Origin of the sequence: Sphingobium sp. D43FB (assembly GCF_002312805.1) — a bacterium.
GTDB lineage: Bacteria > Pseudomonadota > Alphaproteobacteria > Sphingomonadales > Sphingomonadaceae > Sphingobium.
This window is the reverse complement of the sequence record NZ_NMUA01000055.1, coordinates 1-13,009: the sequence shown is the minus strand read 5'-3', so window position 1 is coordinate 13,009 and position 13,009 is coordinate 1. Positions and strand designations below refer to the sequence as shown.

Below are 13,009 nucleotides of genomic sequence, written 5' to 3'. Positions count from 1 at the left end.
TGCCGTGCCGATCGACCCGTCTGCGGTCGTGCCTGGCAAGGGCCACCGGCTGATCATTGACGCGACAAGCTACCTGCGGCCCGATCCCATCGGCGAGGCACATCTCGTTAGTCCACCGACTGGCCCGGACATTGACGCGTTGAGCAAGGCAATCCGGTTACTTCAGCAAGGAGTTGCAAAATGAGCGAGACGCTCTGTCCGCGCTGTTCGAGTACAGGCGCAATCGAAGACTATCAGGGGCGCGAGGACAACACCGTTGTCTGGACGATCTATCGCTGCGTGACTTGCTGCTTTTCATGGCGTGACAGCGAACCGGCCAGCACCATCGGGGCCGGGGTCCGCTCGGCAGACTTCGCCGTCAATGCGGGAAATCTCGATCGCTATCCCAAAATACTTCAGCAATAGGCAAATGAGGAAACAAGGATGATAGATCAGGCTCGCCAGGCGGCTGCACTGACAGCAATTGAAGCGGCTCTGGGCGCGGGAGCGGTCGACCTATCGCCCGCCGTACTGGCCCGCTACGCCACACCCCTCGCCATTCCGGTCGGCGTGGTCTTGCCTGCAAATGAAGCGCAGCTGGCAGTTGCGCTAAGTGCGGCGAAAGGCGCTGGCGGGGTATTGCAGCCTGTTTGTAATGGCGCGCATGGTCTTGAGAAAACCGGGCTGGACAAGGTTATCGTGCTCGATTTGCAGCGCATGAACCAGATCCTCGAGGTGAACGAGGAGCTGGCTTACTGCCTGGTCGAACCCGGCGTCACCTTCCGCGAGCTCGATGCCTATATCAGAAGCAAGAATATCAAGCTTTGGGTGGATTCCCCCGGCAATCCCGATGCGAGCGTGGCCGCCAGCTTCGTGGAACGGAGCGCGGGCTACACACCCTATTCGGATCATAGTCTGATGCAATGCGGCCTTGAGGTCATGCTCGCCGATGGCAGGCTGGTCCGCACCGGCATGGGCGCGATGCCCAAAAGTACCTGCTGGCAATTGTTCAAGTTCGGGTACGGCCCGTGGGTCGACGGACTGTTCTCACAATCCGATTTCGCCGTGCCAACCAAGGTCGGCACGTGGCTGATGCCGGAACCGCCTGCTTTCAAGACGTTCATGGTTACCGTGGAAAATGAGGACGGGCTGGCTCCGCTGCTCGATGTGCTCGGTCCCCTCAAACTGAACATGGTTGTGGCCAACGGCGTTGCCGTAAGCAATGCGCTTCACGAAGCCGCCTTGCTCGGCAAGAAGCGCAACGACTACGGCGGCAATGGCCCGATGGCGGGCAGTGCGGTCAAAGCGGCTGGTAAGGCGCTGGGTTTGGGGTACTGGAATCTCTACGGTTCGCTCTACGGTCTGCCAGACAACGTCCCGATCCTGTGGGATCTGGTCAACGGCGCCTTCGGATCGGTCCCCGGGGCGAAAGTCATCGCAGACGGTCGTGGCGTCGATCCCCGGCTCTGGTCATGGCGAATGGGGACTATGACAGGCGCTGTGGCCAGCCCTCCGGCAGCAATCGCACAGTGGAGCGGCAACCAGGCGCTGACCGTCAACCCGGTCAGCCCGGTCGATGGTGAAGACGCGATGCGCCTCTACGAGCTTTCACGCGACACCTGCGCAGAGCATGATTTCGATATGGTCAGTGAAGCTGTCGCCATATGGCGTTCAGCCAACCACCGCCAGTTCCTTCCGAGCACTGGTTCGGACACGGCCAGCGCAGCGCGCGCTCGCGCCTGCGCCGAAGCCTTGATCGGGGCACAAGCGGAGGCCGGATTCGGGCAGGTATTCACCGAACCGGGCCTGCGCGCCACGGTCGACAAGACGTTTGCTTCTGGCGGCCTTTCAAACCTTCACACTAAGGTCAAAAAGGCGCTCGACCCAACTGCGCTGTTCGCATCCGCCTGATCTGCCCTGCAATCAATCGAGTTAGAGGCATAATGAAAAAATTGATCGCCATTTCGCTCCTTGGCATATTGAGCGCCTGCAACAGCAACCCGACGGCTGAAAAACCCGACGGCGCAGAAAATTACGCTTTGATGTGCGCGGGATGCCATGATCCCGGCCCGGGTCACCCTGGAACGATGCTGCTTGAACAAGCGGGACGACCGGTGGCATCGCTGATCGGCAGAGACGATCTTGAGTTGGAATATTTGCGCGCGATCGTGCGTCAGGGGCTAATCGAGATGCCGCCATTCCGGCCAACTGAGCTGAGCGACGCAGAGATCGATGAGATTTACGCTCATATCATGAGTGCAAAACCGCCCGTGACGACACCGGCGAAGCCGGTTAAGAAAGGGTCTTGAGGGCCAACCGCGTCAGCAGCGCGGCAGTACCCTCCGGAGCCGCAATTGCCGCGCGATAAGCCTCCAGGCTCAATCGCGCGGCGGATTGTGCGGACAAGTCCAGTGATTGGCCCTGCTGCTGGCCATCATAGACAAGACATCGGACCAGTTCGATCTGGATCTGGCGCTCCATCTGAAGTTCGCTCGCCTTCAAGCTGGTGTAAAGCTTGTCTCTCGCAGCTACCGCTTGCAGGTCCGGTGCCTGCTTAAGCCACGACTTGGCCCACCGCCGCGCATCGCGCACTAGCCAGACCATGTTTTCGTTCAATGCAGCAACACCACCTAGCAGGTCGCCGATCTCGAATTGGCTGAGAGCCCTGCCCTCGCCTTGCGCCAGCCATAGACATAACAACAAAATGTTGACGTCGAAACCATGCTCGTCCTGCAGAACCAAGCACAGGTCAGCAACTTGCGGTCTTGCATAGACTTCCAGCGAAAATTGCCAGAATTCGTCAGCTGCGTCCTTGCTTGTCATTTCTCATTGCCGTGATCAACCTTCATCCTACGCTGCCTATCCGCTGGCGGACAAGCGGAATTAGAAGAAGCGATTTTCAGGCCGTGGTAGTCCGAAATGGTGGCGCAATGTCGTACCTTCGTATTCCTCTCGGAAAATGCCCCTGCACTGCAATTCGGGCACGACCATATCGACAAAGTCGTTCAGTCCTTCCGGAAGATAGGGGAACATGACGACGAACCCGTCTGACCCACGCTCCTCCAGCCAAATTTCCATTTCGTCGGCGATCGACGACGGCGTGCCGATAAAGGCGAGCCCCGCATAGCTGCCGGCCCTTGCGGCGAGCTGGCGAATCGTCAGATTATGCGCCCGGGCATCCTCGATAATTTTTTCCCGCGCAGTTTTGCTAGCGTTGGTTTCAGGGATTTCCGGGAGCAAGCCATCGGGATCAAAGCCCGACACGTCGAACCCAAGCAGGCCACAGAGCGATTGAATGCCGCTTTCATAATGGACCAGACTGTCGAGATGGGCACGCTTGGCCTGGGCCTGCTCGAGCGTTTCGCCAACGACGACGAATGCTGCGGGCAGAATTTTCAGATGATCGGGATGCCGCCCGACTTGCGCCATTCGCCCTTTCACATCGGCATAGAAGCGCTTGCCACCATCGAGATTCGATTCTGCAGCGAAGACAACCTCAGCCGTTTGGGCGGCCAGCTGACGCCCCGCTTCCGAGGCGCCGGCCTGAAAAATGACCGGCCATCCCTGGACCGGGCGAGCAATGTTGAGCGGGCCGCGAACTGAAAAATGCGGTCCCTTGTGATCGAGTACGTGCATCCGTTGAGGATCGAAATATATTCCGCTCTCGGCATCGCAGACGAAAGCATCCTCTGCAAAACTGTCCCACAGGCCGGTCACCACATCGTAGAATTCGCGGGCGCGCAGATAGCGGCCGTCATGTTCCGGCTGCACTTCGTAACCGAAATTCTTGGCATTGTCAGGGTTTGCAGTGGTCACGACGTTCCAACCAGCCCGCCCGCCGCTGAGATGATCAAGCGAAGCAAACCGACGCGCTACATGAAAGGGTTCTTCAAAGGTGGTCGATGCAGTCGCAACCAGGCCGATCCGTTCGGTAGCGCCCGCCAGAGCTGACAGCAGAGTAAGGGGTTCGAACGACGTGACGGTGTGGCTGCGCCGCAGAGCATCGACCGACATGTTCAGCACGCCGAGATGATCGGCCATGAAGAAGGCATCGAACTTTCCCTCCTCCAGTTTGCGCGCAAATTGCCTGATCGCATGGAAATTGAAATTGGCGTCGTGGATCGCTCCGGGATAGCGCCAGGCACCGGTGTGGATACTGACCGGTCGCATGAACGCACCGAGGTGAAGTTGGCGCTGACGAGACATCAAATTTCGCTCCTATGGCTTCCCAAATACGAAACCCGGCGTTAGCGTTGCCCGCCGATATCGCCCGACTTTCGCCGATATCCTGGCGTCACATCAATTTCCTCGGGCGCTACGACTTCTCCGTGCCGACGCCGTCGCCAACGGCGGTCTCAGGCCGCTACGCCAACCTAATTCCGAATGGGACTTTTGAAAAGAAATATCGACCCTTACGACACTTTCCTGTTCCGCTCAGCCCCACGACCCAATTCCAGTTCCAATAGCGTCCATAATCATCCTTGACGGGGCCGCCTTTAAACGACCACTTGCACCGACTACGACCCACGCGCCCAGGGGTCACTCAACCATAGCTGACCTGCTTAGATCTTTACGTAGCAGGGTTGCGCTTGCCACTGCCAGTGCAATCAAGGCCGCAGCTATGATTGGCGCATCACTCTGTGCGCCAAATCTGCGAAACAGCAATGCGGCCACGATGGCCCCTAGCGTTTGACCGATCAGCCGTGACAACGAGAGCATTGCCGAAGCCGCTCCAGCGCGGGCGTGTGGAGCAATAGCGATCATGCTATGGTTGTTGGGAACCTGGAAAATGCCGAAGCCGATGCCGCAAATCGCTGCCGCTGCGACGATCAGCAAAGCCGAAACGCCCGGTTGCAGCAATGACAGCCAAATTGCGCCACCGGTTAGGACGATCAACCCCGAAGCGCACAGCCAGGCTGATGGATAGCGACTGACCAGACGCCCGGAAACGAACGCTGCAATCACGATGCCGAGCGGCAGTGGCACCATGAAAAGACCGATAGTCTCAGGTTTGAAGTGAAACCGTTGTTGCAGAATGAAGGGGAATGACAATGTGATCAGCATCATGACAGCATAGGCTGTTGCAGACATAGCATAAGCTGTGCGCAGTGAGTCCAGCTTCAGCAAATCGAGCGGTACCATCGAGTCCTGGTTGGCTGTTGTGCGTTTACCGAGGAACCATATGGCCGGAATCGCGACGCCGATTGAAAGCAATGTCCACCGAGAAACGGAATCTTGGGCCAGATCATTGAGGAAGAGGAATATTGCCGCGAAGCCCGCACAGCACAACAAGGCCGAACGATAATCGAATGGCTTCTTCTGCGACCCGGTCAAAGGGATTGCCCAGAATCCGAGTGCAAGCGCGAGCAAGCCGAACGGAAGCCCCACTGCAAAAATGGCGTGCCATCCCGCAATCGAAAGGACGAACGCACCGACCGCCGGTCCGGCGGCCGAAGCAATCGAAACGGCGATGGTATTGTATCCTATGCCGCGCGGGACCAATGCAGGAGGGTAGATTGTCCGAACCAATGCCCCGCTGACCACCATTACTGCCGCGGCACCGATACCTTGCACAAAGCGCGACGACGCCAGAACTGCCAAACTGCTTGCGTTGATACTGCCAAAGGCTGCAAGCATGAAAAGCAAGAGGCCGCCCAGATAGACTTTCTTGTAGCCAAGGATTTCGGCGGCCTTCGCCATCGGCAAAAGCGCCATCACGATGGCGATCTGATAGGCGTTGATTGCCCATACCGATTTTGCCGCAGTTATGGCCAAACCTTTCGAGATAAAAGGCAGAGCTACGTTAGCAATTGATACGTCCATAATGGTAAGAAATATGGCACTCCAGATCGAGAGTGCCGCCCAGAACCGACGAGGAACTGGAAGCCCGGTTGTAGGTTGGGATCCGTCCGCAATAGTTGACGTCCCGACTTGAGGCGCTCCATCGATCGAGCTCATGACGCCGCGGCTTGGGGTTTTTGGCCCATCTATTTGCACTTCCCAAACATTATGACGGTCCTTAGCGTCATCCGCCAAGTGCGAGGCACGCGGTTTGCAGGTCTCTATTCGACTTCAGAATAATAAGCCCAACCTTGGTCATCGACGTGCGGCTTGCCGCATAGAGCACTAAGAGCGAACGGCAGGCGATGCTCCAGTCCGTTCGCTCCCATTTTGTGGCCCTGCTGGTTGATCGGCCCCTAATCGGTCTAGCCCTGCGCCGCACTCTGTTGCCGCGATCGACCGCAGAGTGGGCGCAAAGGCCGCATTACATCTTGAGAATGGCCTTGATCGCGTTGCCGGAAACTTCCGTTTCCTCGACGGCTTGATTGATCTGGTCGAAATCGTAGAACGTGCAGAGCCGTTCGAACGGAAACAGACCGGCCTCGCGCATCGCAATCAATTGCGGGATGAAGACTTGCGGGGTGCTCGAACCTTCAACCACCCCACGTAATTTCCGGCCGAAAAGCATGTTGTTCATGTCGAGCGAGAATTCGGTGCCCAGTTTTGCCCCACCAACCACGGCTGTCTCTCCCATGGTATGGGTACTGTCTACCGCGCTGCGCAGAACCTGCGGAATGGCGGTGGTATCAATCGCATAGTCCGCGCCGCCCCCCGTCATGGCAATGATCGTTTCCTGGGCATTGTTGGTGTTGGCATCAATAATGTCGGTTGCACCAAGTTCACGGGCCAACTGCAGACGCGTGGGATTGCGGTCGACAGCGATAATCTTGAGGCAACCGGAAGCCTTTGCGGCCATCACCGCGCTGAGACCAACCGAGCCGACGCCGAAGATTGCAATCGACGAGCCGGGGGCTGGCTGCAGTGCATTGAGGACGGTGCCTGCGCCCGTCTGAATTCCGCAGCCTAATGGGCCGAGAAGCTCAATCGGTGCGTTGTCGGCAACCTTGACGCAGTTGTTTTCAGTTGCGATCGAGTAGGTCGCGAATGAAGACTGTCCGAAGAAGCAGGCATTCACATCTTCCCCGTTGCGGGTGATCGGGGTCGATCCGTCAAGCCGACGGCCCATGAAATTGAGCGGAAAAAGGCTTGGGCAATAGGCTTGGTGACCCTTCATGCAAGACGGGCAAGTCCCGCAATAGCTGAACGATAGCACCACCTTGTCGCCCGGCTTGACCGTGGTGACACCGCGCCCGACCTTTTCGACAACGCCAGAACCTTCATGGCCCAGAACGGCGGGAAGCGGGGTCGGGTAATACTGGTCGCGGACGGTAAGATCGGTGTGGCACATCCCAGCCGCCGCAATCTTGACGAGTACTTCACCGTCACGGGGCTCTTCGATATCGACGTTATCGAGGACAAATTGCCCGCCCTGGCTTTCAATGATTGCGGCATAGGCTTGCATATAGGCTCTCCTCTTATTGCGCTCTTGGGCGCTTTATTAGCAGAAAAAGTACAGGTTCTTGTCTTGCGTCACTCGTGCATCGATCAGCAGCTTGCGCCGGAACACCTGGAAGCCATCACCAACCCGGCGCAGCTTATCCTCACGCCCCAGCGTATGAACGGTCATTTCAAGTTGGCGGCGGTTGCGATAGACGACCACGTTTGAATAAACGTCAAACTCGCCATCGCCTGCATCGAAAGCTTCGACGTTGCTGACCATGTACCGGATCTTGGACGGCGGATCCTCCATCCATACGGTGCCGGTATAAAGCCGCTCTACGCGTTGCTTGAGCTCGCCATAATCGTCATTATAAATTGCAGCATCGTCGGGTGTCGGGTCGGGGCGACGGTCGCGGATCAAGCGTTGTTCATAAATCGGCATCCAGTAATGGATGTCTTCGGCGACCATGTCCGTTAACCATTCTCGGTATTGCCCGTTCTGCAGCATCCGGACTTCGGCACGATAATGCATTTCAATCGCGGATTGGACATCCAATCCCGCTAAGGTCTGTTTACCCGACATAAACTCTCCGGCATTCGATACGTTTGAAAAAGTTTGTGGATTACTCGGCTGCGTCGACTTTGTCGTTCCAGTAATTACGATTGGTGAACATCGAATCCCAGGTGTCGTCGTTTGCCTTCACCGCTTTCCAATCGGGCGCATCCAGCATTTCCTTCCAGAATCGATAGAAGCCGCGATGGGATGTTTCGCCGATGAAGCTGGATCCAACAATCCCCGGAAAAACCGGGTGCGGACCTTCGAAGCCGGCACCCATGCTGGAGTTGATCCGGCCGTCGCGGGTGATGGTTCCGCGGTTGACGTAGGTGGACGACGACATGTTCTCGCCATCGTCGCTTTCCAGCGTTCCGGCAGTGCCGAAACTCCGGGTGGCTTCGCGCTGGATCATGCTCTTCGTTTCCGCGTCGGCGTCACGCGGCACCATTGTGTAGGTCCACACTTCAATTTCGTGCGGGCCACGCGGATGCCAGACCTTGAACGTATTGGTTCCGTAAAGGAACGAGCAGCTCGGGAAGATCGAGCAGTTCCAGTGGCCAACATAAAGTTCTTCACGCTCCGGTCCGAACTTTCGGCCAACTTCAGCGCGGGTGTCGGCAAGGTATTTTGCCCAGCCATCGCGCTTGACGTGGATCGCCGGGCCGGCGTTGTTGATCACTCCGAAGCCATGCCCGTGCCGGGTCGTGAACTGATAGCCCAGGCTTTCAAAGGGCAGGTCCGCCCGGTTCCCGGCCAGACCGGCAAGTTCGCCGCCGATCTGGGCCAGAGCGCCGGCGTGGGTCCAGCCGACATGGTAGCCATCGCCGACGAAATTCTCAGTCGGCACCTTCCAATTGCAGGCCAGAATGCTCTTCATCGGCGGGCCCAGCAACTCCAGCCCGCCTCCGGCACCTTCCCAGATCGTATCGAGGTACCAACGGAATTCGCCCAGATATTCCTCCAAGCCTGGAGCGTCGGCATCGCCGCAGCCGAAAATGAAGCCCTTGTACGTCTCCACCCGAACGTGCTTGGCACCCAGCTTCGCCTTGTCGAGTTGGCCATGATAGCACCGCGTTTCAAGCGGAACATCGACCAGACTGCCGTCCTGACCAAAAACCCAGCCGTGGTAGTTACAGACGAACGCCTTGGCATTGCCGCTGTCGGCATGGCAAATCTGGTTGCCGCGATGGGTGCACGAATTGATGAACGCCCGGAACGAGCCATCTTGCTGATGCGACAGGATGACCTTGTCTTCAGCCATATAGGTGGTGATGAAGTCGCCGGGCTTGGGAAGGAGCGACTCGTGGCCCAGAAACAGCCACGAACGTGCAAAAATACGCTCCAACTCAAGGTTGTATACGTCTTTATCCCAGAAAATCTCGCGCGACTGATTAGATGCGACATTGTCGACAAGGTTGGGGATTCCAAGCATAATTCTCTCCGTACTGCTGTCTATGGCTTGAATCGGGCAAGCTCTGAAACGATAGGCAATGCGATGCACTATATGCAAAAAATTGCCATTGCGCAACCCTAGATGCCGTAATGGGCCGGCGTTTCAAGAGTAGCCAAGTTGGGTGGCTGTCCCTCAGAATGATGGTGTTGGAAACAGGGTCCGAGTGATCGGCCCCAAGCATCATGAGAGGAACAGCCATGGAGTATTATGCCGGAATCGATGTCTCTCTGAAAGAGAGGTGGCCTGGCAAAACTGCACATCGGGATAAGTGGATTTTCTGCCTGACGGCGGCCAGGATGGCCGCGTGACAGGAGTAGAGATGAGCAAACGACCACGCCGGAATCACAGCCCGGCATTCAAAGCGAAGGTGGCATTGGCCGCCGTGAAGGGCGAGAAGACGCTGGCGGAGCTGGCGCAGCAGTTTGACGTGCATCCGAACCAGATCACGCAATGGCGCGGGCAGCTTCTGGAAGGGGCTGCCGGTGTATTTGGCAGCGAGACGCGGAGCGAGGCTGCGGCGCCGGTGATCGACGTAAAGACGCTGCACGCCAAGATCGGTGAACTGACGCTGGTGAACGATTTTTTGTCAGGGGCGCTCGGGGAGGCGGGACTGTTGCCGAGCGCAAAACGATGATCGACCGTTCGCACGCACTGCCGTTGGCGCGGCAAGCCCGGGAGCTGGGGATCAGCCGGGGCAGCATTTATTATCTGCCCAGACCGGTGCCGCCTGCCGATCTCGCCATCATGCGGCGGATCGACGAGTTGCACCTGGAATTTCCGTTCGCGGTTAGTCGGATGCTGCGTGATCTTCTGCGGCAGGAAGGCATCGAGATCGGCCGCCAGCATGTCGCCACGCTGATGAAGAAGATGGCGATCGAGGCAATCTACCGTCGCCCGAACACATCGAAGCCGACCCCTGGGCACAAGATCTACCCTTACTTGTTGCGTAAACTGCCGATCGTGCGGCCCAATCAGGTCTGGGCAACGGACATCAGCTACATCCCGATGGCGAGGGGGTTCGTCTATCTCGTGGCCATCGTCGACTGGTTCAGCCGCAAAGTCCTGGCTTGGCGGGTGTCGATCACGATGGAGGCCGACTTCTGCGTCGAAGCGCTGGAGGAAGCGTTGACGCGCTTCGGGAAACCGGAGATATTCAACACCGATCAGGGCAGATGGGGTGGTTGCCGCCCTCCCCAGACGGCATCGCAATGTGCCAGGTTAGGGTGTTGAGACCACTTAGCGGAAAGGACGGCAACCGTGACAAAGGATACGATGATCGGCGTGGATTTGGCAAAATCTGTTTTTCAGCTGCACGGTGCATCGATGACGGGGCAGCCGAAGTTTCGAAAGAAACTGTCGCGGCAGGGTTTCGCTGATTTCATGGCCAAGCAGCCTCCCGCCATTGTTGTCATGGAAGCGTGCGGCAGCGCGCATTACTGGGCGCGCGAGATGAGCAGGCGCGGACACGACGTGAAGTTGATCGCTCCGCATTACGTGAAGCCGTTCGTAAAGTTATGGTTAGGTGAGCATAACTTTACTAATCACGAGGTTCCCATAATGCGGAGGAACGCGGCCTGATTGGCGGATTTCTGCCATTTTTGGGTCGGCTTGCTTTGCATTATTCCGTGCCGAACCTCTGCGGGTCAAATGACCAGCAGAGGACCCGCCCATGTCGGATAACCGTTACGAACTAATCGCCGCACTCCATTCCTCGCTTATCAGCCAGCGATACAGCCCAGTCGTGGCGAGGAACTACTGCACCTACGCATCTGGATTTCTCGATTATCTGGGGCAGCGGAGCATCCCCGTCGCGGACGTGATCGATGTGCAGGTGGAGCAATATCTGCGGCACGCGATCGCTCTGTTCGAAAAGCAGCGTGGGCGACGCCCCAGCGCGCGCTGGCACGAGGTCCCACGCTCCGGAATTCATGCGCTGCTGCGCCTTGTTCACGGCCAATGGCCGCCGGCTATCAAGCCTACCTGCGCGGCCGATGAAGTCCGATTTTCAATCTGCGCCGAATACGAAATCTGGCTGCGTGAGGAACGCGGGTTGGCTCGCGCCAGCATCGCAGCGTTGATGTGGGAAGCCCGGAACTTCCTTGCCTGGCTGATCAGTCGCGGAATCGACGGCTTGGCGGGGCTGAGCATTGTTGACGTTGACCGTTATATGGACCTGCGCGCGCCGAAACTGACGCGCTGCTCGCTGAAGTCTGTCGCAGAGCGGCTTCGCTCGCTGCTGCGTTATCTCCACATCACAGGTCGCGTCACGATGGATCTGTCAGGGCATGTCCTGGCGCCGACGCTTTACGCATATGAAGGAGTACCTTCGGTCCTGGATCGTGCCCAGATCGTCGCTGTGTTGGAGAGCACCAAGAACGACAAGACGTCGGCAGGGTTACGGGACTATGCAATCCTGCAACTCCTTGCAGCCTATGGTCTTCGGTCTGGAGAGATCCGCCATCTCCGGATCGAGGACATCGACTGGCGAACGGAAGCCATCCATGTTCATCACAACAAGACGCGGGCAAGCACATTCCTGCCCCTTCTTGAGCCAGTCGGCGAAGCGGTACTCGCCTATCTGCGTTCCGGGCGTCCTTTGACCGATGCCAGGGAGATCTTCGTTCGCACACGCGCACCCTACCGAAAGCTCGACAAGCTTTACAGCATGGTTCGGCGGCGGCTCCGTGACGCTGGCGTCCAACCGTCTGGTAAGTGTGGTCCCCACATCTTCCGTCATGCGCATGCGGTCGAAATGCTGCGCGCCGCGGTGCCACAAAAGGTCATCGGCGACCTGCTGGGACATCGTTCGACAGGATCGACGGCTCCCTACCTCAAGCTTGCTACCGAGGATCTCAGGGCCATCGCGCTTGACGTGCCGGGAATGGAGCTGCTGCCATGACCGCTCGGTGGCCCGATTCCGACCGGGCGATCATTGGCCGCTATGTCGCGAGCCTTGATCTGCGCAGCATGAAAAGCCGAACCTGCTACGGCCAAGTCTTGCATGGCTTCCAGGATGTCGCTGAACGTTACGAGGCCCTCGATCAAGAAGTGCTGCTGGCCTGGCTACGAGAATCCGCCGTTCGCCGAGCCCCGTCCACGCTCTTGCACCGCACCCGCATCGTTGACCGGCTCCTCGAACGCCTGGTGGAAATCGACGCGATTGAACGCAATCCCGTCGCCGCCTTGCGCGATGAGTGCAATATCAAGCAATGCATGCCGATCTGGCGGGCATTGGCATCGCAGTATCCGAAACAGGCTCTGGCCGAACTGCGCCAGCCCAGGCCGTTCGGCAGCGTTCTGGGCGAAGTGATGGCCGAGCATGTCGCGCTAATGCGGCGTAGAGGATACAAATACGCATCGCAGCCCCAGTTGCTCCTGAGGTTCGACCGGTTCCTGCAGTCGCATCCGGGACCGGAAGCCGAACCGCTGAGTTCCATGATCGATCGATGGGCGGCAACGAATGTCACGCGTCACCACGCAGAGGAATGTGAACAGCTCAAGCGCGTCTTTGCGAAAATCCTTCGTCACCGCAACCCGTCGACACCTGTGCGGCGACCCGACCCGACCCCAAGGAAGGAGGCCGCCAAGCAATGGCGAAAGCCCCATATCTACTCGCCTGCCGACGTGCGACGGATGCTCGAGGTTGCCCGCACTTATCCGTCTCCACGAGTGCCGCTTCG

The 13,009-nt window shown here is 58.1% G+C and carries 11 protein-coding genes and 3 pseudogenes; 8 read left to right on the top strand and 6 right to left on the bottom strand.

The annotated features are described in order from the left end of the window. From SxD43FB_RS25615 to SxD43FB_RS21910, 4 genes and pseudogenes are all read left to right on the top strand, one after another. Nucleotides 1-184: pseudogene (locus SxD43FB_RS25615) on the top strand (UbiD family decarboxylase); the annotation flags it as partial. Further along, the gene (locus tag SxD43FB_RS21920; protein WP_043154271.1) at nt 181-405 is read left to right on the top strand and encodes a non-oxidative hydroxyarylic acid decarboxylases subunit D; all 225 of its coding nucleotides are present in this window, start codon (nt 181-183) and stop codon (nt 403-405) included. The pseudogene SxD43FB_RS25615 and the gene SxD43FB_RS21920, both read left to right, overlap by 4 nt. Nucleotides 406-423: 18 nt before the next feature. After that, complete coding sequence (locus SxD43FB_RS21915) at nt 424-1,890, top strand: FAD-dependent oxidoreductase (RefSeq protein ID WP_043154272.1); 1,467 nt, start codon at nt 424-426, stop codon at nt 1,888-1,890. 32 nt (nt 1,891-1,922) lie between these two features. Further along, nucleotides 1,923-2,288: a cytochrome c gene (locus SxD43FB_RS21910; protein WP_043154274.1), complete on the top strand. Its 366-nt coding sequence runs from the start codon at nt 1,923-1,925 to the stop codon at nt 2,286-2,288. Here SxD43FB_RS21910 and SxD43FB_RS21905 read toward each other — a convergent pair. The 6 genes from SxD43FB_RS21905 to SxD43FB_RS21880 all read right to left on the bottom strand — a co-directional run bounded on the left by SxD43FB_RS21905 (nt 2,272) and on the right by SxD43FB_RS21880 (nt 9,308). After that, nucleotides 2,272-2,802 (bottom strand): TIGR02444 family protein, encoded by a 531-nt coding sequence (locus tag SxD43FB_RS21905; protein WP_051520170.1) that lies wholly within the window; start codon nt 2,800-2,802, stop codon nt 2,272-2,274. The two genes, SxD43FB_RS21910 and SxD43FB_RS21905, sit on opposite strands and share 17 nt — an antisense overlap. 60 nt (nt 2,803-2,862) lie before the next feature. Then, on the bottom strand, nt 2,863-4,149 hold the full coding sequence (locus SxD43FB_RS21900) for an LLM class flavin-dependent oxidoreductase (RefSeq protein ID WP_255245853.1): 1,287 nt from the start codon (nt 4,147-4,149) through the stop codon (nt 2,863-2,865). Between the two features lie 369 nt (nt 4,150-4,518). Further along, nucleotides 4,519-5,937 carry an MFS transporter gene (locus SxD43FB_RS21895; RefSeq protein ID WP_081764254.1) on the bottom strand — a complete coding sequence of 473 codons (1,419 nt, stop codon included), beginning with the start codon at nt 5,935-5,937 and terminating at the stop codon, nt 4,519-4,521. 307 nt (nt 5,938-6,244) lie between these two features. Continuing rightward, complete coding sequence (locus tag SxD43FB_RS21890) at nt 6,245-7,342, bottom strand: NAD(P)-dependent alcohol dehydrogenase (RefSeq protein WP_043154277.1); 1,098 nt, start codon at nt 7,340-7,342, stop codon at nt 6,245-6,247. Nucleotides 7,343-7,378: 36 nt separating this feature from the next. Further along, the gene (locus tag SxD43FB_RS21885) at nt 7,379-7,903 is read right to left on the bottom strand and encodes an aromatic-ring-hydroxylating dioxygenase subunit beta (RefSeq protein ID WP_043154279.1); all 525 of its coding nucleotides are present in this window, start codon (nt 7,901-7,903) and stop codon (nt 7,379-7,381) included. Nucleotides 7,904-7,943: 40 nt separating this feature from the next. Further along, nucleotides 7,944-9,308 carry an aromatic ring-hydroxylating dioxygenase subunit alpha gene (locus SxD43FB_RS21880; RefSeq protein ID WP_043154280.1) on the bottom strand — a complete coding sequence of 455 codons (1,365 nt, stop codon included), beginning with the start codon at nt 9,306-9,308 and terminating at the stop codon, nt 7,944-7,946. A 340-nt stretch (nt 9,309-9,648) separates the two neighbouring features. Between SxD43FB_RS21880 and SxD43FB_RS21875 the strand changes: the two are divergent. The 4 genes and pseudogenes from SxD43FB_RS21875 to SxD43FB_RS26150 form a co-directional block, all read left to right on the top strand. Beyond that, a pseudogene (locus tag SxD43FB_RS21875) lies at nt 9,649-10,499 on the top strand (IS3 family transposase); the annotation flags it as partial. Nucleotides 10,500-10,586: 87 nt separating this feature from the next. Continuing rightward, the gene (locus tag SxD43FB_RS21870; RefSeq protein WP_217988823.1) at nt 10,587-10,907 is read left to right on the top strand and encodes a hypothetical protein; all 321 of its coding nucleotides are present in this window, start codon (nt 10,587-10,589) and stop codon (nt 10,905-10,907) included. A 91-nt stretch (nt 10,908-10,998) separates the two neighbouring features. Then, nucleotides 10,999-12,228 (top strand): site-specific integrase, encoded by a 1,230-nt coding sequence (locus SxD43FB_RS21865; protein ID WP_096063938.1) that lies wholly within the window; start codon nt 10,999-11,001, stop codon nt 12,226-12,228. Further along, a pseudogene (locus SxD43FB_RS26150) lies at nt 12,225-13,009 on the top strand (integrase); the annotation flags it as partial. The gene SxD43FB_RS21865 and the pseudogene SxD43FB_RS26150, both read left to right, overlap by 4 nt.